This window comes from Rugosimonospora acidiphila, from assembly GCF_039543385.1.
Lineage (GTDB): Bacteria > Actinomycetota > Actinomycetes > Mycobacteriales > Micromonosporaceae > Rugosimonospora > Rugosimonospora acidiphila.
Map to the genome: position 1 here is coordinate 21,951 of NZ_BAABJQ010000022.1, position 21,639 is coordinate 43,589.

Here is a 21,639-nt window from a genome sequence, read left to right on the forward strand (position 1 = left end):
CGTCCCCACCTGCGTACCCGGCCGTTCGCCGGACAGCGCTGGTCGCCGCGGGGCCGACCCGCGGTCGCCACCGTCCCCACTGACTCGGGTTTGTAGTGCGCTAACAACTACCTCCATGAATTCCCAGGGTCCGGTCGGTTTGCGCCGGTTTCACCCGGGTGGTGGGCCGACGCTGCGGCGGGTGACCAGCCGGGGTGGGATCACCCGGCGCTGTCCCTTGCGCATGCCCGAGTAGATCTGCGCCAGCAGCAGGTCGAGGCTTGCCGCGGCGGCGGCGTCGAAGTCCGGGCGCACCGTGGTCAGCGGCGGAATGTAGAACGCCGACTCGGGCACGTCGTCGAACCCGACCACGCTGATGTCGTCGGGCACCCGCCGGCCCCGCTCGTGCAGCGCGAGCATGATGCCCAGGGCCAGGTGGTCGTTGGCGGCGAAGACGGCGGTGACCTCGTTCATCCGGGCGAGCACCTGGCCCGCGCGGTAGCCCGACGCGGCCGACCAGTCGGCCTGCATGACCGGCGGCGCCTCCACGCCGGCCTCGGCCAGGGCGCGCCGCCAGCCGGCGACGCGGTGGCGGCTGTCGAACCAGTCGGGCGGGCCGGACACGTGCCACACGCTGCCGTGGCCGGCGTCCAGCAGGTGCCGGGTGGCGGCGTGGCTGCCCGCCTCCTGGTCGACGATGACCAGCTCGGTGGCGCGCTGGGGATCCCCGTCGATGGCGACCAGGGGAATACCCTCGGGCACCCCGTCCAGCGCCGCCTCGGCCGACTCGACCGGGGCTATCATCACCAGCCCGGCCACCCGCTGATCGAGGTGGCGGTCGATGGCGTCGGTGACCGGCTTCTCGTCGAGGGTACGCACGCTCTCCACGCTGACCGTGTACCCGTGCGCCACGGCGGCCTGCGCGAACGCGGTGAGCGTGGCGGTCGGGCCGTACAGCGTGGAGCTCTGCGCCACCACGCCGATCACCTGTGACCGGCCGGTGGCCAGCGCCCGTGCGGCCCGGTTCGGCCGGTACCCCAGCTCGGTGATGGCCGCGTGCACCCGCAACCTGGTCTGGGTGGTGACGTTGGGGTGGTCGTTGAGCACCCGGGACACCGTCTGGTGGGACACGCCCGCGAGCTTCGCCACGTCGGTCATCGCCGGCTCGCGGGAACCTCTGGCCATGTGCGCCCTCGCTCTGTGCGGAACTGCGCGCGCCGCGCGGCATCGCCGGGCCGGTTGGCCGCCGGCCGCGACGCGGCTTGCCTGTGAAACGCACCTTACCCGCGGATGGCCGTGCGTGGTCGATCAGACGATCAGTCGGTTCGGTGCAGCACCAGGAGCAGCGGCGGACGCTCGCGATGGGGGGACGTCCGCGACCCGGCCGCCTCGCGCAGGAAGTTGTCCGTCGCCGCGTCGCCGACCTCGGCGCGCAGCCCCGCCTCGTGCTCCTCCCACAGCGCGTACAGTCGCGTCCAGAAGTCGTCGTGTCCCACGTGGACGGTCGACGACTCAAGCTCCAGTCCCGCCTCGGCCGCCAGCACCGCCCAGCCGTCCTCGCCGGCGGGGCGCTCGCGCACGGTCGCGACCAGCCGGCCGCCGGGCACCAGGATCCGCCGGACCTCCCTCAGCACGGCCCGGCGGTCCGGCGCGAACGGCAGCACGTCGATGCTCACCGCGCCGTCCGCGTACCGGTCGGGCAGCCCGGTGTCGGCCAACGTCGCCCGGCGGAACTCGGCCCGTCCGGGTGCGACGAACCCGGGCGCCCGCGACGCGGCCAACTCCACCGCGGCGGCGCTGAAGTCGATGCCGACCAGCCGCGCCGACAGCGCGCGGGCCAGCCACAGCCCCGGGCCGCCCCGGCCGCAGCCGAGGTCGACGAGCACCCCGTCCGGCCGCAGCCGCAGGCCGGCCACCGCCCGACCGAGCACCCACCACGAACACGAACTGAACGGCTCCACCTGGCTCGGGTACTCGTCGCCCATGGCCCGCGCCCACAGCTCGCGCATCAGCGGGCTGTGGTGCAGTCCGCTGTGCGCGCGGTCGTAATCCTCCGGCTCGATGCCCACTGCCACCCGCCCGGTGGCCACCGCCTCGGTCATCACGCCATTATGCGGATCCGCGTGCATCGCATCGACGAGCCCGGCCACGTGGTCGCCCGCGCCCATCAACCCGATGGTCGCGGCGATGGTGGATGATGATCAAATGAGCAAGCGTTCCCGCCCCGGACCCTGGATCCGCACCCGACCCGCGCCGGGTCGGCCGGCGGCGTCGCGCGCCACGCCCAAGGGCCCGGCGTACCCGCGCCGCGGGGGGAAGCGGCTGGGGATCGGACTGTTGTGGTTGCTCATCGAGCTCGTGGTGTTCAGCGGCATCTGGTTCGCCGGCATGCTCGCCGGCGGCTACCTGGGTTACGAACTCCTGCCGCGGCTGGACGGCGGCCACAACGTCGGAATCGTGCTCGCCGTCTTCGGGATCTCCGGCGTCCTCGGCGGGATAGTCGTGTGCCATAAGGCCCGCGGCTGGATGATGCGGCTGCGGCTGCGCGGCTGCACCGAAAGCGCCACGGCCACGGTCCGATGGACAAGATCCTTCTACGGACCGAGAGGGGGCAGCTCCCACAACATCGTGGTGGAGTGGGAGGACGCCGCCGGCGAGCACGCCGGCGAGCGGCAGTACAGGTTCGTCGTCACACCGTCCGCTCATTTCACCAAGAGGGTGGAACTGTTCGCACGCGTGCCGGTCCGGTATCCCGCCGGACGGCCACAGCGTTTCATCATCGATATCCCGTACGCGTCCACCATGGCCGACCTGTTCATCTGACGGCGGCCGGCGGGCGCCGCGGTCAGGATTCCGGTAGCCACCCGGATACGTTCGGTAGCACGGATGATCGCCATCACGGCGGCCAGCGAGTCTCCCCGGCCGCCGGGCGCCCAGAGCGCGCCGTACCCCAGCCGGTCCGCCTCACCCCAGTCGCGCCGGCGTGCCCCAGTCGCACCGCCTCACCCCGGTCGCTCCGCCTCGGCCGCCGAGGCGACGGCGGTGTCCGGGTCGCCGCCGGCCGGAGGCGGGCTCAGGCCGATCGTTCCCACCGGCTCATGGCCGCGCGAACAGCCGATCATCCGGCTTTGTTCCCGAAAAACCCGGCGTGCCACCTCGGTCTCACCGTGCCGGTGATCACCGGCCGCCCGGCCGGCGGGCGGTCGCGAACTCCATTAGGCTCGATCTGGCTGACGGCAGGGGCGCCCACAGCGGCGGTCACGAGGCGCAGCAACGGTGGGAGACACCGCAACGGTGAGAGACACCGCAACGGTGAGAACAGCGACAGGCGGGCGACACGATGAGTGAGCAGTCGACTCCGGTTTCGGGCAAGGCGCAGATCGGTGTGACCGGGCTGGCGGTCATGGGCCGCAACCTGGCGCGCAATCTGGCCAGGCACGGCTTCACCGTCGCCGTGCACAACCGGTCGGCCGAGCGCACCCGCAGCCTGGTCGCCGAGCACGGCGACGAGGGCACCTTCGTGGCCAGCGAGTCGATGGCCGACTTCGTGGCCTCGCTGGAGCGGCCGCGCGCCGTCATCGTGATGGTCAAGGCCGGCGGGCCCACCGACGCGGTGATCGACGAACTGGTGCCCCTGCTGGAGCCCGGCGACATCGTCGTCGACTGCGGCAACGCGCACTACGCGGACACCCGGCGTCGCGAGGAGAGCCTCCGCGAGCACGACCTGCACTTCGTCGGCACCGGGGTGTCCGGCGGCGAGGAGGGCGCGCTGCACGGCCCGAGCATCATGCCGGGCGGTTCGGCCGAGTCTTACGCCAAGCTCGGCCCCATCTTCGAGTCGATCGCGGCGCAGGTGGACGGGGTGCCGTGCTGCATCCACATCGGCCCGGACGGCGCCGGGCACTTCGTCAAGATGGTGCACAACGGCATCGAGTACGCCGACATGCAGCTCATCGCCGAGGCATACGACCTGCTGCGCGCCGGGCTGTCGGCCAGGCCGGCCGAGATCGCCCAGATCTTCCGCGACTGGAACTCGGGCGAGCTGGAGTCGTTCCTCATCGAGATCACCGCCGACGTGCTGGCGCACACCGACGCGGCCACGGGTCGGCCGTTCGTGGACATCGTGCTGGACCAGGCCGAGCAGAAGGGCACCGGCCGCTGGACCGTGCAGAGCGCGCTCGACCTGGGCATACCGATCACCGGCATCGCCGAGGCCACCTTCGCCCGGTCGCTGTCCGGCCACGCCGACCAGCGCGAGGTCGCCGCCCGCACGTTCGCCGAGACCGGCGACGGGTCCTGGGCCGTCGCCGACCGTGACACCTTCATCGAGGACGTACGCAGGGCGCTGCTGGCCTCGAAGATCGTCGCCTACGCGCAGGGGTTCGACCACATCCGGGCGGGCAGCGAGGAGTACGGCTGGGACATCGACCTCGGCGGGGTGTCCACCATCTGGCGGGGCGGCTGCATCATCCGGGCCCGATTCCTCAACCGGATCCGTGAGGCGTACGACGACGAGCCCAACCTGGCCACGCTGATGGCCGCGCCGTACTTCGCGAAGGCCATCCTCGACGGGGTGCCGAGCTGGCGGCGGGTGGTCGCGGACGCCGCCAAGGCGGGCATCCCCACCCCGGCCTTCTCCTCGTCGCTGGCCTACTTCGACGGGCTGCGCCGCGACCGGCTGCCCGCCGCGTTGATCCAGGGGCTGCGGGACAACTTCGGGGCGCACACCTACCGGCGGGTCGACCGGGAGGGCTCGTTCCACACCCTCTGGGCAGGCGACCACTCGGAGCTCGGGGGCGACGCGGCCACCCCGGCCTCGTAACGGCAACGGGTCACGGCGGCGCGGGTCACCGAGGCAGCGGGGCACACGGCCACAACAGGTTACGGCGGCAGCGGTCGGGACGGTCCCGCTGGCGACGGCGCGGCGGCGGACCGCTCCGGGGAGAGCGGCGTCGCCGTGGTCAGTGGGAGTGGGCCTGATCGAGGGGCGCGCCGGCGAGACGCGCGGCGAGGACGCTGGCGAAGTTGGGGCAGTGGAAGACGCCCTCCTCATGCCGGCACGCCAGTCCGTGCGCGATGGCCGTGCGCGCGGTCTGGGCCTGGGCGATCCGCCGGTCGAGCTCGGCAAGCTTGCGTTGGTAAAGCTCCCGCCAGGACTCGGCGCCATCGGAACGAGCAACGAGCAGGGCCGCGATTTCGCCGAGTGTGAAACCGGCGTCGCGCAGCAGGAGGATCAGCCCGACCTGCTCCACCGCCGAGGCTGGGTAACGCCGTTGTCCCGAACTGCGAGCCGGGGCGGGTAGCAGCCCCAACTCTTCCCAGTAACGCAACGCCGAGGTAGCGACGCCGGTGGCCCCGGCCAGCTCGCCGATCGCCATCCGCTCGGTTGACTGCTGATCCGACATGTTGACTTCAAGGATACTTGAGGCCGTTGACTTCCGGTCATGACGTCGAAGTCGTTCAAGCAATGCGTAATCACCGCGATCGTTGCCCAGTTCGGTCGACCGCGGGGCGCGGCCGGGCGGGTGGTCGGCTGGGTGCTGGCTCACCGTGGCTCCAACCGGGAGCGCAACCTGTGGGTGGCGTCCCTGCTCGACGTGCGACCCACCGACCGGGTACTGGAGATCGGCTTCGGTCCCGGCGTCGCCATCGCCGAGTTGGCCCGCCGCGCCACCCACGGACGGATCTACGGCATCGATCATTCGGCGGTCATGGTCCGGCAGGCCAGCAGGCGCAACGCGGTGGCCGTTCGCGCCCATCGGGTCGAACTGCGGCACGCGTCCGTGGACCGTCTGCCGCGCTTTGACGAGCCGCTCGATGCCATCGTCGCGGTGAACTCGCTCGGGTTCTGGGTCGATCCGGCCCAGCGGCTGCGCGAACTGCGCGGTCTGCTCCGCCCGGGCGGACGCATCGCGCTGGCCAGCCAGCCCCGCTGCCCGGGCGCCACCGCCGGCGACACAGCGCGGGCCGGCGCGGAACTGCGCGACCTGCTGCACCGGGCGGGCTTCACGCCGGTACGCGTGGAGACCCTTCCGCTCGACCCGCCGGTGGCCTGCGTGATCGCCACCAACCCGGCGGGCGGGCGGCCCTGACGCGAGGCCCGTGGGCGGCTGCGCCTACGTCTGTTGGCGGCGGGCCGGCCGGGGTGCCACCGGTCGCCGCCCCGGCCGCAGCAGCGCGACGAACTGGCGCGGGTCGCTCAGCGGCGCCGGGAAGTCGACCCGGATCCGGCGCGCGGGTACCCCGTCCGGTGCGGCCGGGTCGGCGAGATCCACGAGCATGCCGTAGCGGTCGATCCGTACCGGCGTCACGATCCTGCCGCAGGTGCCGGCGCCGGGCGCCAACCGGTGCACCATCGCGGCCAACTCGCCACGGTGGTGACCGGCCAGGCCGGCCACCAGCGCGCGCTCGACGGGGTGGACCGGATCGGGCTCGGCGCCGGCATACTCGGCCGGGTCGGGCTCGACCGCGCTGCCGGCCGGTGGTTCCCAGCGGACCGCGGCAACCTCGACCCGGTACAGCACGAAGCCCCGGCCCAGCGCCAGCAGGTCGCCGCTCGGCCGGGTGGTCGCGAACTCCACCGCGGCGTCCCGGGCGTCGTCGCCGATCAGCGGCCGTCCCCAGCCAGAGGCCCAGGCGCGGCCGAGGCCCGGCGCGTCGGGGCAGGGCGGCACGTCGGCGACGGCGAGGGCGATCGGGGTGCCGGTCGGGTCCCCGGCCCGCCACAGCGCGTCGGCCGCCGCCGACAGGTACCGGACGAGGATGAGCGGCCGGCCGGCGGAGTCCGTGACGTGCCGGACCGGCAGCGGTACCGGGCAGTGCGGCACGTGGGCCAGCCCCGGGAGGTGGCCGGAGACCAGGGTGCGCACGATCTCGGCGGGGCCGGCCGGGCTCGTGGTGGGATGAGGGCTCCTCATGAGGTTAGGCTAACCTAACCCGGAGTGCCGTGGGTAGTCGGGCCGGGATCTGCCGGGCGGGGCCGCCTCGCGGTCGGCCGGTACCGCCGCCGGGATCGCCACCCGGCCGGCGGCGTGATGGCGCATCGCGCCGAGTACCTGTGCCGGATTCGCGTCCATGTCGACGAACCGGACGGCCAGCGGCCGGGCGGGCGGCTGGCGGGGTATCGCCCCGGCCCGGGCGGCGGTCGTTCCGGGCGGTGCGGTCGAAGCCGGCGGGCGCGCCGGCGGTGTGCTCGAAGCCGGCGGGCGCGCCGGCGGTGTGCTCGAAGCCGGCGGGCGCGCCGGCGGTGTGGTCCAAATCGGCGGGCGCGCCGGCGGTGTGGTCGGGGCCGGCGGGCGCGCCCGCGGTGTGCCGGTGGCCGGCGGTCCGGGCGGGGCCACCGGCGGTGCGCTCGGGGCGAACCGCAGCACCAGCGCCGCGTCCCGGCCCCGGCCGGCGATTTCGACGGCCGCTATGCGGTCCCAGCCGACCAACGCGGGGCCGTCCGGTTCTCGGCCGACGGCCACCCCGTCCCGGCCGATCTCAATCAGATAGGAGTGCGCCGGCCGCAGGTCGCGCAGCAGCGTGACGGCCACGTACAGCGCTCCGGCGAGGAACACCAGGAACGGGACGGTCACGACGAGCGCGGCGACCCAGGACACCAGGAACAGCCACACGACCGCGACGAGACCCGCCACCGCGATGGCCAGCGGAGCGGTCCCGAGCACCCGGATCCGGTTGCGCGCCCGGCGCAGGGAGGCGTCGTCGACCGTGATCCGCATGGCATCCGGGTCGGGATTCATGCCTCTCGACCGTACGCAGCGGGTATGGGCCGGACAAGGCGGCCCGCGGGCGGCCCCGCGCTGGCGGTCGGATGTCCGACGATGTGCGCGCCCGGCCTGGTAGGGGGCCCGGCGCGCGAACCTCGCGGGCCGGGGGCCGCTGGGCGGGGCCCGAATTCGCCTCGCGGTCGCGTGCCGGTGGCGTCGCGTGGCGGTGAGGTCGGTCCCATGGTGGTGGAGTCCCGTGGCGGTGGACGCGGCGGTCCGGCCCGTCACTAGGGTTGTCGGCTATGACGCAGAGCCTCGCTCCCTCCGCCGTGGACACGTTGATCACCTACTACGACGACGCGACCGGCGAACGGGTCGCGCTGACGGCAGGCGAACTGGGCGGCTGGACGGCGGCGACGGCGGCGCTGCTCACCGACGGGTGCGGGCTCGGCCCGGGAGGGCAGGCCGGTGTGCTGCTGCCGCCGCACTGGCAAACCGCCACCGTCCTGCTGGGCGCCTGGGCCGCCGGAGTGGAGGTCTCGTTCCGTCGCTGGGCCACGGCGGGACTGGCCCCCGCTGGCGATCCGCTCGACGTGACCTTCGTGGAGTTACGTCGGGTCGGCAGCTGGCTGGACGAGGTGCCGTCGGGGCGGCACCAGTTCGTGCTCGGGCTGGCGCCCGGTGGTGCCCCGCTTTCGCGGGCGCCGGAGGGCTACCAGGACTACGCCCGCGCCGTCCGCTCGTACCTCGGCACAGCGCCCCCGGCCACCTCGATCGATCTGTCGGGCCGGGCGACGGTCGACGGCACCACCTACGCGCAGTACGGCGCCTTGGCGGCCGAGGTCGCGCAGTTGCGGGGCATCGGTCCCGGCGACCGGGTGCTGATCGACGCGGCGGCCAGCGAGGAGCCGCGGATCTGGCTGGCGCCCCTGTTCGCCGGCGCCTCCCTCGTGCTGTGCGCCAACCTGGACCGGTCGAGGCTCGACGAGCGGATCGCCGCCGAGCGGGTCACGCGGGTGCTGTGACCGCCGCGGGGCGGGTCGAACGGCGTACCCGCTCGCGTCGTCTGGCCGGGCGACGCGAGCGGGTACGCGCGGATCTCGCGGTCAGTACACGAAGGGCCAGCCGGCCGAGTCGTAGCCCAGCAGGTTGATGCCGAGGTACGAGGCGCCGCTGTCGGCGTAGTAGTGGTAGACGAGGACGTTCGCGTCGACGTCGGAAAGCACCGCCTCGTGGCCGGGCCCGTGGATGCTGCCGTGCCCGGCGAGCACCTGCGTGCCGCCGCCGGCGGTCATCGCCGTGCCGTTGCGGTCGGTGTACGGCCCGCTGACGCTGGTCGAGCGCCCCACCATGATCCGGTACGTGCTGGAGGCGCCCTGGCAGCACAGGTCGAACGAGACCCAGAGATAGTAGTAGCTGCCGTGCTTGAAGATGTAGGGCGCCTCGATGGCGGTGGTGCCGCCGGTGCGCTGGGCGATGCCGGTGATCGAGGTGCCCGAGCGCTTGCCGGTGGCCGGATCGAGCGGGATCAGCTTGATGCCGGTCCAGAACGAGCCGAAGTCCAGCCACCACCGGCCCTGGTCGTCGACGATGAGGTTGGGATCGATGGCGTTGTAGTTGTTGCTGCTGCTGGTCGAGATGATCAGTCCCTGGTTGGTCCAGCTGCCGGACGCGCCGGTGGTGCTGGTCGCGAGGAAGATGGCCGAGTTCTGGGAGCCGAACGAGGAAGCGGCGTAGTACAGGTAGTACTTGCCGTTGTGGTAGGAGATGTCGGGCGCCCACAGCTGGTTGCTTCCGCCGGTGTAGGGCAGCGTCCACGAGGCGCCGTTGGGGAAGGCGCTACCGGCGTTGTGCCAGGCGGTGCGGTCGGTTGAGGTCTTGATGCTGATGTTCGCGCCGGTGTGCACGAGGAGGTAGGTGCCGCCGGGCGTCTTGACCACGGACGGGTCGTGCACCCCGGTGTCGCCGGTGACCCGGCCCGGGTTCGGGTACGCGGCCGGCGGGGTGGTCGGCGTGGCCGGCGGCACCGGCGTCGGGCTGGAGGGGCGGGTGGGCGACGGGCTCGGGCCGAAGGTGTGGATGGTCGGCGTGGGCGAGCCCGACACCGCGCCGGTACAGGGGGTGCCGTTGAGCGTGAACGTGGCCGGCACCGGGTTGGTGGCGTTGTTCCACGAGCCGTTGAACCCGAACGACGCGCCCGCGCCGGTGGCGATCGCCGCGTTGTACCCGGCGTCCCTGGCGGTCACGGCCGAGCCGGACTGGGTTACCGTGGCGTTCCACGCCTGCGTCACCGCCTGACCCGCCGAGTACGACCAGGTCAGCGTCCAGCCGTTGATCGCGTCGCCGAGGTTGGTGATGGTGACGCTGGCGCCGAACCCGCCCTGCCACTGGTTGGTCACCGCGTAGTCGACCCGGCAGCCGGTGCCGGCCGCCTGGGCGGTCGCGACGGTGGCCACCGTGCCGGCGCCGGCGGCGACCGCTGCCGCCAGTGCGATGAAAAGGAATCGTCTCCTGGTGCTCGCCATGCGAGCCTCCTTACCGGGGTGGGCCGGCGGCGCCCGGATCCCAGCCGGCGAACGTGCGCAGTCAGGTGAGGATGGGCCGTGGGAGGCCGCGCGCGCCGGCCCCATCGCGCGGGCGGAGACCTCCCCGGTTGCCGGCGATTGTTATCGGTAACATCGAGACTGTCAAGTATCGACATTCACCGATCAGTTTGGGCGTCAGGGCATGTTGTCCGTCGGGCGGCGGTCCGTCCGGCTCATCTCGCGGCTCATCTCGCCGAGGGGCGGGTGCAGCGCCTCGTTGCTGTCCACGACGCGTTCGCGTCCGAACGCGTCCACCCGGCCCCATCGTCCGGGGATGTCCAGCAGCCCGATGCGGGCCATGCCGCTGGGCAGCGCCGGGTTGACGATGAGATTGTCGCCGATGGGCTCCAGGCCAAGCATTGTGCGCAAGAACAACAACGGCGCGCCGGACGACCACGCCTGTGGGCTGCAGGCCGTCGGGTATCGAACGGGCAGGCTTGTCACTTTCCGTTCGTAGCCGCCGAACGCCTCGGGTAGCCGGCCATCGAAGAACTGCGCGGCATCGAGAATCCCGGCGGCGACCTGTGCCGCCTCCTGGTGGTACCCGTACCGTCGCATCCCCCACGCGATGAAGGAGTTGTCGAACGGCCACACCGTGCCGGTGTGGTAGCCGATCGGGTTGTAGCGCGCCTCATCCTCGCCCAGCGTCCGGATGCCCCACCCCGAATACAGCTTGGGCCCCATGAGGTGCGCCACCACCGCCTCGGCCTTCGACTCGTCCGCGATCCCGCTCCACAACAAGTGGCCCATATTCGAGGAGATGGCGTCGACCTGAGCCCCGTCGCCATCGAGGGCGAGCGCGAAGAACTGGCGATCGGCAATCCAGAAGTCGCTGTTGAATTTCTCCTTCAGCTCGCCGGCCTCGCGTTCGAGCCGGTCGCCGTAGGCGGGGTCGTTCCAGAACTGACGAGCGAGTCGGGCACCGCGCATCTTCGCGTCGTACGCGTAACCCTGGCATTCGCAGGTGGCTCTGGGGAACCCGGGGAGCCGGCCGTCATGGTAGGAGAGCGAGTCCCAGGAATCCTTCCAGCACTGGTTCTCCAGCCCCTGCTCGGTGCGGCGCTGGTACGAGATGTACCCGTTTCCGGTCAGGTCCGCGTACTCGTCGATCCAGTTCAGTGCCGCTCGCGCCTCGAACTCCAGTTCGCGGACCAGATCGGCGTCACCGGTCCACCGTTCGTATTCATCCATCAGGACCACGAACAGCGGGGTCGCGTCCGCGGTGCCGTAGTACGGTTGGTGTGGCTGTTCGGAGAACGCCATTGATTCGCCCACACGGATCTCGTGGGGCATGCGCCCAGGATCCTCGTCCCGTCGGTCGTTCGAGCGGGCCCCTTGCCAGTCGGCGAGGACGCGCAGCGTCGTCGCGGCCAACTCCGGGATGAAGGGCAGCGCCTGCAGGCCGGTGAGGATGCTGTCCCGGCCGAAAATCGACATGAACCACGGGAGGCCGGCCGCCGGCATGGCGCCGTGGCCGCTCTCCGATGAGTAGCGCAGCGCGGCGAGGTCGACGATGCTGCGGTGGTAGATGTGTTTGAGCGGATCCCATCCGGATGTCAGTCGGGGGGCAACGCTCAGCATCTCGTCCAAGTCGCGCGGCATTCCGCGGTATCCCTGACGCCATTTGTGTATGACGTTCTCGCCATCCGGCATGATAATCGCCGGCGCGACCTTGATCTGCGTGGTCCACTGCGAATGCGGCTCGATGTCGATCGTGAAGGTGAGGCCCTGCTCATCGAACCGGGCTGGCTCGCTCGCTGTGATCAGCGTTTCGCGCCGGAACGTCTCCCTGGTGTATCCGAGGACCAGGCTGTCGTCGTTGACATTGCTGTACAGGGAGCCCTTCTTGCCATTCGTCTGGGCATTCTTGATGTCGAAGATGTCGGCGAAGTCGCAGCCGGCCCGCAGTCGCACGGTGAGACTCGCCGGCTCATGACCGTAATTGAAGACGGTGAGCTCCTCCTCGATCCCGCCATGCACCGTCCGCTGCCGTACCACCGACAGCGCGGCCTCCACATAGACGGTTGCCTCACCAGGAACGACGAAGAAGCGCACCAGGTTATAGTGCACCTGGTCGTTGGACAGGTTATGCAGTCGCTGATCGTTGATCGTCAGAATCCAGGTGGACAGGAACCGGGTGTCGTAAATGAAGAACCCGGTCGGAACGGCGGGCGAGACCTCGACATCGCCGGACGCATCGCTGACAACGAACGCGTTACCCTTGACGATCGAAACCGGTTCCGAGGTCTGACTCATTCAGCCACATCCCGCTGCCGTGCACGTGATCGCGTCCCTGGCTTCGACGGCGCCGAGAAGAGCTTCGTCAATAAGCCGAAGGATTGCGAACCACCGTTGAGGTAGACCCGCAACACGCCGCGGACCCTGGCCGCCAGTGCGCTGTCGTCACCGCTGACGATGCCCGCGAAGTCGCCGCGATCCGCCTCCATCACCCAGTCGGGCTCGCCTTCCTTGCCGCGGGACACCTCGATGTTGCCTTCCTTGATCGAGATGAACCATCGTTCGACCTCGCCGTCGCGCACGATGTCGAAGCGCCCGGTGCTCTCGCCCCGCCGCAGCGCCGGATCGTGGCCACGCCGGGCCAAATCCCCGAAGAACGTCTCCACAACATCGGGACCCATCGCGCCGCAACCCCCTCCTTGATGGATCTGTCGGAGCGTGACGGACCGGCGCGGCAACGGACCTGCGGCGACGGACCGAGCGTGTGGCCAATGCCCGAGCCCGGCTCGCTCAAACCCGGCTCGCTCAAATCCGGCTGTGCCCGGGACGGGCCGCCGCCGGTCACTTCGCCGCGGCGGTGGTCATTCGCGGCTCGTCGTCGGAGACTTCGATACGTAGACCGATCCCGCAGGTGTCGGCGTTGTCGGCGAACAGCGCTATCTGGAGGAGGTGCACCTGATCGACCGCCAGCCGGATATCGAACCCGGGATCGAAATCCTCGCTTCCGAACGTGTCGAGGACCCAGTCCCCTGGGGAATCGGCGCGCCGGAACACCACGTCGAGGAACTCCCGTTGTCCGCGCCGCAGGTCGATCGGATCGAATCCGCGAGACCGCGGGAACCCGGCCCACCGCAGCTGAACCGGGTCGACGTCCGGACGTGACGAGCCATCCGTGGCCACGCCGATGAGCCGACCTATGCAGCCACGTGCCGGATCCAACCCGTGGTTCTCCACCGCGACGCGTACCCACAGCACGGCGGAGTCCTTCTCCGTTTCGACCCATCGGCACCAGGGCTGCGCCTGCTCGAAGGTGACTCTCAGATGCGGCTGGCTGCGTCTGGCGAACCAACCGAACCCGCCCAACAGGGCGACGGTCACCGTCGCCAGCGATGCGAACGCGGCGACCCATAGCCCGACCGGACCGAATAACTGGGATGTCATCCCATCACCCCCAGCGGACGCCCCGGTTATTTCAGGATGCCTCAGAGCGCGCGCCGAAGAGGCCCAATGCGCCGGGTAGGGCCGCTCACGCTGGTGACGGGCGCCGCGGGGCGGAGGGAATGGCTTGGATAGTCTTTGAGAGTCAGCGGTTTCGCGAGGCGGATGGGGTGGCGCGTGGTGTTCGACAGCAGGCGGGCCGGCATCGAAGATGTTCCGAAACTCGCCGCCGTCATGAACGCCGCGATCGGCGAGCTACAGCGCGGGTTCCTGACCGAGGCCCAGATCGCGTCCAGCCGCGCCATCATGGGGCTGGACACGCAGCTCATCCACGACGGGACCTACTTCGTCGTGGAGTCCGACGGGCAGGTCGCCGGCTGCGGTGGCTGGAGCCGCCGGGCCACCATGTACGGCGGTGACGCGACCTCGGGCCGCGACGCGCGGCTGCTCGATCCGGCGGTCGACGCGGCCCGGGTCCGGGCGATGTACACCAACCCCGCCTTCACCCGCAGGGGAGTAGGGCGTCTGATCCTGTCCCTGTGCGAGTCCGCCGCCGCTTCCGAGGGGTTCACCCGACTCGAGCTGATGGCGACGCTCGCGGGCCTGCCGCTGTACGAGGCGTACGGGTTCGAGCCCGTCGAGCAGGTACGGGACACCCGGGGTGGGGCCCCGGTGCCGCTGGTCAAGATGGTCAAGGCGATCGACTCCGGCGTGCCCCGCCAACGGGTGGCGCACGAGGGCGGGCCGGCGTAGCCCCACGGACGGTGGGCTACGCGCCGGGCAGGTCCAGGCCGTCGAGGCGCAGCGGCGGGTAGCCGACGTAGTTCTCGGCGAGGGAGGTGGCCGCGGCCCGCGACGCGGTGGTGTAGCGCAGCTGCGAGAGCCGCAGTTGCTCCCGCATGGCGTCGGCGCCCGGCGCGCGGTGCAGCATGGAGGTCATCCACCGGGAGAAGTGGGTGGCCCGCCAGACCCGCCGCAGGCACTCATCCGAGTACGCGTCGGCCAGTTCCGGGCGCCCGTCGCGCAGCAGCGCCACCAACGCCTCGGCCAGTACCGTCACGTCGGCGATGGCGAGGTTGAGCCCCTTGGCCCCGGTCGGCGGCACGATGTGCGCCGCGTCGCCGGCCAGGAACAGCCGGCCGTAGCGCATCGGCTCGGCGACGAAGCTGCGCATCGGCGTGATGGACCGGTCGAAGATGAGACCGTCGGCCAGCTCCCACCCGTCCAGCGCGAACCGGCGGCGCAGCCCCTCCCAGATCCGCTCGTCCGGCCACGCGGACAGCTGCTCGTCCGGGTCGACCTGCAGGTAGAGCCGGCTGACCTGCGGGCTGCGCAGGCTGTGCAGGGCGAACCCGTCCGGGTGGTACGCGTAGATGAGCTCGTCCGTCGACGGCGGCACCTGAGCCAGGATGCCCAGCCAGGCGTACGGGTAGTCGCGGTCGAAGACCCGCAGCACCCCGTCCGGGATGCTCGGGCGGCAGACGCCGTGGAAGCCGTCGCACCCGGCGATCACGTCGCACACCACCTCGTGGCGTACCCCGTCCGCGGCGGTGTACCGCAGCACCGGGTGCCGCGAGTCCAGCTCGTCGACCCGCGTGTCGGCGACCTCGAACTCCAACCGGGCGCCGGCCGCCTGGCGGGCCTCGACCAGGTCCTTGACCACCTCGGTCTGCGCGTACACCATCACCGTGCGCCCACCGGTCAGGTCGCGGAAGTCGAGGTGCTCGCGCACCCCGTCGTACTGCAGGTAGATGCCGCCGTGCTCGATGCCCTCGCGGTCCATCCGGGCGCCCAGGCCGGCCGCGCGCAGTAGCCGCGCGCTGCCGTGCTCCAGCACCCCGGCCCGGGCCCGGGCCACGATGTGCTCCCGGCTGCGGTGGTCCACCACCACCGAGTCGATCCCGTGCAGGGCGAGCAGGTGCGACAGCAGCAACCCTGCCGGTCCCGCCCCGACGATGCCTACCTGAGTGCGCATGCCCTACCTCTCCACTGGGGCAGCCACCCCGTGCCGTTCACGCGGCCGCTGGTCAGAAGGGATACGGAGCAATCTCTCCGCGCACCGTCACCCAGCGCGTATCGGTGAAGGCGTCGACATTGGCCGCGGCGCCGCCGAACCGGGACCCGGTGCCGGAGGCACCCACACCCCCGAACGGGACGTTGGCCTCGTCGCTGACGGTCTGGTCGTTGATGTGCACCACGCCGGTCGGTATCCGCTGGGCCAGCGCGAGCCCGCGCATCACGTCGCGGGTCAGGATGCCCAACGACAGGCCGTACTCGCTGTCCGCGGCCAGCCGCGCGGCATCGTCCATTGTGGAGAATGGAATCACCGGTGCCACCGGACCGAAGACCTCCTCGGCGTACGCCGGCATGTCGGGCGTCACGTCGGCCAGCACGGTGGGCCGGTAGAACAGCCCCTCGTACTCGCCGCCGGCCGCCAGCTTCGCGCCGGACTCCACGGTGCGCGTGACGAGCTGGTGCACCTTGTCGCGCTGGCGGGCGTCGATCAGCGGGCCGAGGGCCACCTGATCGGTGGCCGGGTTGCCGACCGGCAGGTGCGTCGCCTTGTCGGCCAGCCGGGCGACGTACTCGTCGTAGAGCGGCTCGGCCACCAGGTGCCGCCCGGTCGTCATGCAGATCTGCCCCTGGTGCAGGTACGAGCCCCAGGCCGCGGCGGACACCGCCCGGTCGAGGTCGGCGTCGTCGAGCACCACCAGCGCGGAGTTGCCACCCAGTTCGAGATGTACCCGCTTGAGCGAGGCCGCCGCCAGCTGGCCGACCCGCCGGCCGGCGGCGGTGGAGCCGGTGAACGAGATGACCCGGACCGGCGGCTCGTTGATCAGCGCCTCGCCCGCGTCCACGCCGCCGGGCAGCACCTGCAGCACCCCGGGCGGCAGCCCGGCCTCCTCGAAGATGCGCGCCACGGTCACCCCGCCGCTGACCGCGGTGCGCGGGTCCGGCTTGAGGATCACCGCGTTGCCCAGCGCCAGCGCCGGGGCGACCGACCGGACCGCCAGAATGATCGGGAAGTTGAACGGCGAGATCACGCCCACCACGCCGACCGGCGCGCGCTGCGTCCAGCTCATCCGGGGCTCGGCGCTGGGCAGCAGCTCCCCGTAGGCGCGGGACGGCAGCGCCGCCGCCTCGTAGCACTCCTGCGTGACCAGCCCGACCTCGAACTGTGCCTTGCCGGGGACCGACCCGGCCTCGCGCACCAGCCAGCCCGCGACCTCGTCGGCGTGCTCGACCCAGAGGTCGCCGGCCCGGCGCAGCACCGCCGCGCGCTCGGTGTGCGGCCGGGCCGCCCAGCCGGCCTGCGCCTCGCGGGCGATCTGGGCCGCCCGCGCCACATCGTCCGGCCCCGCCTTGCCGATGCGGGACAGCTCCTGCCCCGTAGCCGGTTCGACCACCGCCGCGTCACCCTCCGACGCGGCCCGCCACTTATCCAAAAAGATCTTGCTGCGCCAGATCGACTCGTCGAACACCGTCACGACGGCTCCTCGAACGGGAGAGAGAGGGTGTGTGCGCCTTACGAACGAGTGTTTCTTTCGGCGAACATAGGTGACGCAACGGTGAGCGTCAACGGCCCGCGGGTACCGATGCTGATCCGGTACCAACTCCGACCCGGCGCAGACCACCGGCGCTGGTACGGCACCGGTGTCGGCTCGCCGACCCCGTCCGACCCGCCGTCCCGGCGACGGTAGTGTTCGCCTAGCGAACGCATCCGGTAGGGTGTGGCCGGCGGGGCCGGTGGGCGTGAGAGGAGACGGGGATGGTCGACGAGCCACGCGAGGGAGAGTTCGTCCGGTCGCTGGACCGGGGCCTCGCGGTGATCCGAGCCTTCGACGCCGATCATCCCGAGCTGACGCTCAGCGACGTCGCGCGCAGCACCGGCCTGACCCGAGCCGCCGCCCGGCGATTCCTGCACACTCTGGTGAGCCTGGGCTACGTGCGCAGCGACGGCCGCCTCTTCGCGCTGCGCCCCAAGATTCTGGAGCTGGGGTACGCGTACCTGTCCAGCCAGTCGCTGCCCGAGGTGGCCATGCCGCACCTGGAGCAGCTGGTGGAGCGGGTGCACGAGTCCTCGTCGGTCTCCGTGCTCGACGGCGACGAGGTCGTCTACATCGCGCGGGTGGCGACCAAGCGCATCATGACGGTGGCGATCAGCGTCGGCACCCGGTTCCCCGCGTTCGCCACCTCCATGGGGCGGGTGCTGCTGGCCGGGCAGTCGGCGGACTGGCTCGACGGGTACCTGCTCTCGGCGGAGCTGCGTCCATTGACGCCGCACACCATCGCCGAGCCGGCCCGGCTGCGCGCCGAGCTGATGCGCATCAGCCGGCAGGGCTGGGCGCTGGTCGACCAGGAACTGGAGGAGGGGCTGTGCTCGGTGGCGGCGCCGATCCGCGACGGGCACGGCCGGGTGGTCGCGGCCATCAACGTCTCCGCGCACGCCAGCCGGCGCACGGTTGAGGAGATCCGCCGCGACCTGTTGCCCCCGCTGCTGGAGACCGCCAAGGCGATCGGGGAGGACGTGGGCGGCACCATCCCGCCGACCGGCATCTAACGGCCCCCGCCGGCCGGCATCTAGCGGCGCCCTCCGCCGGACGGCAGGAAGGACCCGATCCGGTCGGCGACCACGGCCGGAGCGTTCAGGTCCGGTGCGTTGTGGTCCAGCCCCTCCAGGATCACGCATCGGGCGGTCGGGATGATCCGGGCCAGTTCGGGGAGGACCGACGTGAGGTACACGGGGGTCCGGTCGCCGCCCAGCAGCAGGGTGGGCGACGTGATCCGCGCGTAGCGGCCGCCGTCGGAGTCGAGGCGAACGACCTCGCCCACCTCGGCCGGTGTCGTCGCCATCAGGGCGCGGGTCTCGGCACCGTCAGATCCGTGCAGCAGCAGGTGGGCCAGCGCGCGGAACACCGGCATCGGCACGTCGCCGATCGGGGCCAGCCGGGTGCGCTTGAGGAAGGTGGCCATCGCCGCGTTGTGCCGACCCGCGCCGAGCAGCCGCGTGTACTCCGGCAGCCACCGGCCGTCGAACGACCCGCCGATACTCACCCCGGGCTCGTACACCACCAGGGCCGCCAACTCGTGCCGCAGCGCCAGGTGCAGGCCGACCAGGCCGCCGTAGCTGTGCCCGAAGACCGCCTCCGACCGGGTGTGCGCGAGGACGGCGAGTGCGTCGTCGACGTCGTCGTCGATCCGGTACTCCGGCCCCTGCGGGCCGCTGCCACCGCGACCCCGGCGGTCGATCACGTGCACGCGGTGAGTCCCGGACAGTTCGCGGGCCAGCGCCTCGTAATGGTGAGCGCGGCGGCCGTTCCCGGGGATCACCACCAGTCCCGGTCCGTCTCCGGCGCTGAGAAAGCTGATCCGGGTCCCGTCCCGGGACGTCACCAGACCGCTCTCCCAGGCGACCGGCGTGGCCTTCCTGCCCATCGTCACCCCTTCCCGTTCCGCTCGACGCTTCGCCGCAAGCCTGGTCGCCGGCGCTGTCATCGCGCTGGTACGCCGCTGATAAGAGCCGGTCGGCCGAGGTGACCGTCGCCGTAGCGGCCGTCGCCGGGCGGCCGTTTGCCGACAGTTCGCGGTGGGCGTTTGTCGATATGATGTGCGTGCCGCGGCCGGTCCTACCACTGGTTGGGTCGGCGGCCCGGCACCGGCCCGGCACCGGTCCGGTGAGCGTGGCGTCGGAGGGTTCGTCCGCGCGTGGCCGTGCCCCGCCCACGTCGATCGCTTTCGTGAAAAATACTCTAGAGCGGTGCAACGCGAGGGCGCGCGCACGCGTGTCTGAAGCGACTGGCTTGCGGGGGAGGACGTTTGTCAGGGAGCTTCGATGAGTTCTACGCGGCGCATTTCGGTCCGCTCGTCGTGCAGTTGCAGGCCGGCACCGGAGACTTCGCCGAGGCGCAGGACGTGGTGCAGGAGGCGTTCTGCCGGGCGTGGGGGCGGTGGGATCGGTTGATCGGCTACGACGACCCGGTGGCCTGGGTGCGACGGGTGGCCTGGAACCTGGCGATCAGCCGGTGGCGGCGGACCCGCACCGCGTTGCGGTTCGTCGCCCGCCAGCGGGTCGAGTCCGTCGCCGGGCCCGACCCGGACCGGGTGGCCCTGACCGCGGCGCTGGCCCGCCTGCCGGTCAAGCAACGGCGCGCGGTGGCGCTGTTCTACCTGGCCGATCTCAGCACGAACGAGATCGCTCAGGAGTGCGGCGTGCCGGAGAGCACGGTGCGCTCCTGGCTGCACCGGGCCCGCGCCGCCCTGCTGAAGGACCTGAGCGATCCGGTTGAGGAGATACAGCGTGGATCCGTGGGATGACGGCGATGACAGCCTGCTGCGCGAGCACTTCCAGGCGCTGCGCGCGGACACGCTGTCGCGGGTACGGCCGGCCGGTGCACTCGCCGCGCGGCGCGAGTACGCGGCCCGGTACCGGCGGCGGCTGGTGGTCGGCGTGGCCACCGTGGCCCTGGTGGTCGCCGGCACGGTCGGCGGCTACGCGCTGTCCGGGCGGCCCGACACCAGCCACGACGTGACGGCCTCCCAGACCCGCGCGGCTTCGCCGCCGCCCCCGAGCGCCCCCGCGGTCGGCCGGGGGATCGGCGGCGCCCCGGCCACCTTCGCCCCGACCAGGGCGGCGCCGTCGCCCAGCGTCTCGAACTCCCCGTCCGATGCCGCCGGCCCGGTCCCGCCCGGCTTCGAGGCCGAGTCCATCACCTTCATCAGCACGTCCTCGGCCTGGGCGCTGGGCTACGCGCCGTGCATGTCGGCCCAGCCGTGGAGCGAGTGCCCGGCGGTGGTGCGCAGCCGGGACGGCGGTCGCACCTGGGTCGGAGTGCCCGCCCCGGGCAACGCGGCCTACGTCGGGGACATCCGGTTCGCCAATGCCCGCGACGGTTGGGTGGTGGCCCGGGCGCCGCTGGTGGCCAAGGATCCCGGCGGAGTGTCCGGCGTGCTGTACGCGACGCACGACGGCGGGGCGACCTGGCACCGGGTGACGTCGGTGCCCACGGCGGTGGCCGTGGAGGCCGCGGCCGGCCGGGTCTGGGTGACCACCGGGGCGGGTGTCGGCGATGCCCACGCCGTGTATTCCGCGACCACCGGCAGCGACTCGTTCGCCAAGGTGGCCGACTCCGGCGGTGCCGGGCTGGTCGTACAGGGGCACGACGCCTACGCGTACGGCGGCGGGAACGAACTGCTGTCCATGACCGCCGGCACTGCCGAGCGGCGCACCCTGCCGTGCCCCGAGGACCACGAGGCCGCCCAGGTGCTGGCCGCCTCGGACGAGCGGCGCCTGGTCGTGGTGTGCGCCGGCCCGCCCGCCGACGGTGCCTCCGACAAGCAGGCGTTCACGTCGTCCGACGGCGGTCAGACCTGGACGGCGACGACCGGGGCGCTGGACCCGGCCGGGTACGTGGCCTCGCTGGCCGCGTCGGGATCCAACGTGTTCCTCGCCGGGCAGCGGATGCCGGTGCGGGTGACCCGCGACGGCGGCGCGACCTGGTCGACGGCGCTGGACACACCGGGCCCGGACGGCTTCTCCTACGTCGGCTTCACTGACGCCGATCACGGGGTGGCCCTCGTCTTCGGGGCGTCGCCGACCATGTATCTGACCGCCGACGCCGGCCGGACCTGGACGGCGCGCCGGTTCGGTTGACGCGCCAGGTCGCCTCGGCGCGCCGGTGCGATCGGCGAGCCCAGTGCGTGGGCGATCCGCGTCGGGTGCGATTACCGAGCCGATTTCACGAATTGCGTTCCGCGGCGTGTTGGCGCCGCTGTGGTCGAACACGATAATGACAAATCTTTACCCGTATGGCAGCCGTCGTACCGGCGTCACGCGTCGGCGATCAGGCGTCCACAGTGGATGCCATGGTACTCGTCCCGAGCGGCTCTGACCAGCGGAGATGTGTTGGCTCGGCGACCGTCCGCAGCCATTGACACCCGCCGTCGAATGGGATGACGATGAGGGCGACCGA

The 21,639-nt window shown here is 71.8% G+C and carries 20 protein-coding genes; 8 read left to right on the forward strand and 12 right to left on the reverse strand.

Annotated elements, in window-relative coordinates; genetic code table 11:
• Nucleotides 1–150 precede the first annotated feature (150 nt).
• Together ABEA87_RS29680 and ABEA87_RS29685 are read right to left on the reverse strand one after the other, a co-directional pair.
• Nucleotides 151–1,137: a LacI family DNA-binding transcriptional regulator gene (locus tag ABEA87_RS29680; RefSeq protein ID WP_345635359.1), complete on the reverse strand. Its 987-nt coding sequence runs from the start codon at nt 1,135–1,137 to the stop codon at nt 151–153.
• Nucleotides 1,138–1,295: 158 nt separating this feature from the next.
• Entirely contained in the window at nt 1,296–2,147 is an 852-nt protein-coding gene (locus ABEA87_RS29685) for a class I SAM-dependent methyltransferase (protein WP_345635195.1), read from the reverse strand.
• 37 nt (nt 2,148–2,184) lie between these two features.
• Between ABEA87_RS29685 and ABEA87_RS29690 the strand changes: the two genes are divergently transcribed.
• On the forward strand, nt 2,185–2,802 hold the full coding sequence (locus tag ABEA87_RS29690; RefSeq protein WP_345635196.1) for a hypothetical protein: 618 nt from the start codon (nt 2,185–2,187) through the stop codon (nt 2,800–2,802).
• Nucleotides 2,803–3,319: 517 nt separating this feature from the next.
• Nucleotides 3,320–4,801 (forward strand): NADP-dependent phosphogluconate dehydrogenase, encoded by a 1,482-nt coding sequence (gene gndA, locus ABEA87_RS29695; protein ID WP_345635198.1) that lies wholly within the window; start codon nt 3,320–3,322, stop codon nt 4,799–4,801.
• A gap of 139 nt (nt 4,802–4,940) precedes the next feature.
• On the opposite strand, the gene ABEA87_RS29700 is transcribed toward gndA, so the two are convergent.
• Nucleotides 4,941–5,384, reverse strand: a complete 444-nt coding sequence (locus ABEA87_RS29700; protein WP_345635200.1) for a helix-turn-helix domain-containing protein — start codon at nt 5,382–5,384, stop codon at nt 4,941–4,943.
• Between the two features lie 39 nt (nt 5,385–5,423).
• Between ABEA87_RS29700 and ABEA87_RS29705 the strand changes: the two genes are divergently transcribed.
• Nucleotides 5,424–6,071, forward strand: coding sequence for a class I SAM-dependent methyltransferase (locus ABEA87_RS29705; RefSeq protein WP_345635202.1), 648 nt, complete (start codon nt 5,424–5,426; stop codon nt 6,069–6,071).
• A 24-nt stretch (nt 6,072–6,095) separates the two neighbouring features.
• Here the strand turns inward: ABEA87_RS29705 and ABEA87_RS29710 are convergent, their stop codons facing one another.
• Both ABEA87_RS29710 and ABEA87_RS29715 read right to left on the reverse strand, forming a co-directional pair.
• The gene (locus tag ABEA87_RS29710) at nt 6,096–6,896 is read right to left on the reverse strand and encodes a DUF2470 domain-containing protein (RefSeq protein ID WP_345635203.1); all 801 of its coding nucleotides are present in this window, start codon (nt 6,894–6,896) and stop codon (nt 6,096–6,098) included.
• Nucleotides 6,897–6,905: 9 nt separating this feature from the next.
• The gene (locus ABEA87_RS29715) at nt 6,906–7,721 is read right to left on the reverse strand and encodes a flagellar biosynthesis protein FlhF (protein ID WP_345635205.1); all 816 of its coding nucleotides are present in this window, start codon (nt 7,719–7,721) and stop codon (nt 6,906–6,908) included.
• Nucleotides 7,722–7,990: 269 nt separating this feature from the next.
• On the opposite strand from ABEA87_RS29715, the gene ABEA87_RS29720 reads away from it, so the two are divergent.
• Nucleotides 7,991–8,713, forward strand: a complete 723-nt coding sequence (locus ABEA87_RS29720) for a TIGR03089 family protein (RefSeq protein ID WP_345635207.1) — start codon at nt 7,991–7,993, stop codon at nt 8,711–8,713.
• A gap of 81 nt (nt 8,714–8,794) precedes the next feature.
• Here the strand turns inward: ABEA87_RS29720 and ABEA87_RS29725 are convergent, their stop codons facing one another.
• From ABEA87_RS29725 to ABEA87_RS29740, 4 genes are all read right to left on the reverse strand, one after another.
• Complete coding sequence (locus ABEA87_RS29725; RefSeq protein ID WP_345635208.1) at nt 8,795–10,213, reverse strand: family 43 glycosylhydrolase; 1,419 nt, start codon at nt 10,211–10,213, stop codon at nt 8,795–8,797.
• A gap of 195 nt (nt 10,214–10,408) precedes the next feature.
• Nucleotides 10,409–12,529, reverse strand: coding sequence for an amylo-alpha-1,6-glucosidase (locus tag ABEA87_RS29730; RefSeq protein ID WP_345635210.1), 2,121 nt, complete (start codon nt 12,527–12,529; stop codon nt 10,409–10,411).
• Nucleotides 12,526–12,912 (reverse strand): SCP2 sterol-binding domain-containing protein, encoded by a 387-nt coding sequence (locus ABEA87_RS29735; protein ID WP_345635212.1) that lies wholly within the window; start codon nt 12,910–12,912, stop codon nt 12,526–12,528. The genes ABEA87_RS29730 and ABEA87_RS29735 overlap by 4 nt, the downstream gene beginning before the upstream one ends.
• 160 nt (nt 12,913–13,072) lie before the next feature.
• Nucleotides 13,073–13,672, reverse strand: coding sequence for a hypothetical protein (locus tag ABEA87_RS29740; RefSeq protein WP_345635213.1), 600 nt, complete (start codon nt 13,670–13,672; stop codon nt 13,073–13,075).
• Between the two features lie 177 nt (nt 13,673–13,849).
• On the opposite strand from ABEA87_RS29740, the gene ABEA87_RS29745 reads away from it, so the two are divergent.
• Nucleotides 13,850–14,422 (forward strand): GNAT family N-acetyltransferase, encoded by a 573-nt coding sequence (locus tag ABEA87_RS29745; protein ID WP_345635215.1) that lies wholly within the window; start codon nt 13,850–13,852, stop codon nt 14,420–14,422.
• A 16-nt stretch (nt 14,423–14,438) separates the two neighbouring features.
• On the opposite strand, the gene ABEA87_RS29750 is transcribed toward ABEA87_RS29745, so the two are convergent.
• Both ABEA87_RS29750 and ABEA87_RS29755 read right to left on the reverse strand, forming a co-directional pair.
• Entirely contained in the window at nt 14,439–15,644 is a 1,206-nt protein-coding gene (locus tag ABEA87_RS29750) for a 4-hydroxybenzoate 3-monooxygenase (RefSeq protein WP_345635217.1), read from the reverse strand.
• A 52-nt stretch (nt 15,645–15,696) separates the two neighbouring features.
• Nucleotides 15,697–17,157, reverse strand: coding sequence for a benzaldehyde dehydrogenase (locus ABEA87_RS29755; RefSeq protein WP_345635219.1), 1,461 nt, complete (start codon nt 17,155–17,157; stop codon nt 15,697–15,699).
• 281 nt (nt 17,158–17,438) lie between these two features.
• On the opposite strand from ABEA87_RS29755, the gene ABEA87_RS29760 reads away from it, so the two are divergent.
• Entirely contained in the window at nt 17,439–18,230 is a 792-nt protein-coding gene (locus ABEA87_RS29760) for an IclR family transcriptional regulator domain-containing protein (RefSeq protein ID WP_345635221.1), read from the forward strand.
• 20 nt (nt 18,231–18,250) lie between these two features.
• Here ABEA87_RS29760 and ABEA87_RS29765 read toward each other — a convergent pair whose 3' ends face one another.
• Entirely contained in the window at nt 18,251–19,105 is an 855-nt protein-coding gene (locus ABEA87_RS29765; RefSeq protein WP_345635223.1) for an alpha/beta fold hydrolase, read from the reverse strand.
• Nucleotides 19,106–19,486: 381 nt separating this feature from the next.
• Between ABEA87_RS29765 and ABEA87_RS29770 the strand changes: the two genes are divergently transcribed.
• Both ABEA87_RS29770 and ABEA87_RS29775 read left to right on the forward strand, forming a co-directional pair.
• Complete coding sequence (locus ABEA87_RS29770; RefSeq protein WP_345635225.1) at nt 19,487–19,984, forward strand: SigE family RNA polymerase sigma factor; 498 nt, start codon at nt 19,487–19,489, stop codon at nt 19,982–19,984.
• Nucleotides 19,968–21,320 carry a WD40/YVTN/BNR-like repeat-containing protein gene (locus ABEA87_RS29775; RefSeq protein ID WP_345635226.1) on the forward strand — a complete coding sequence of 451 codons (1,353 nt, stop codon included), beginning with the start codon at nt 19,968–19,970 and terminating at the stop codon, nt 21,318–21,320. The genes ABEA87_RS29770 and ABEA87_RS29775 overlap by 17 nt, the downstream gene beginning before the upstream one ends.
• The last annotated feature ends 319 nt before the right edge of the window (nt 21,321–21,639 follow it).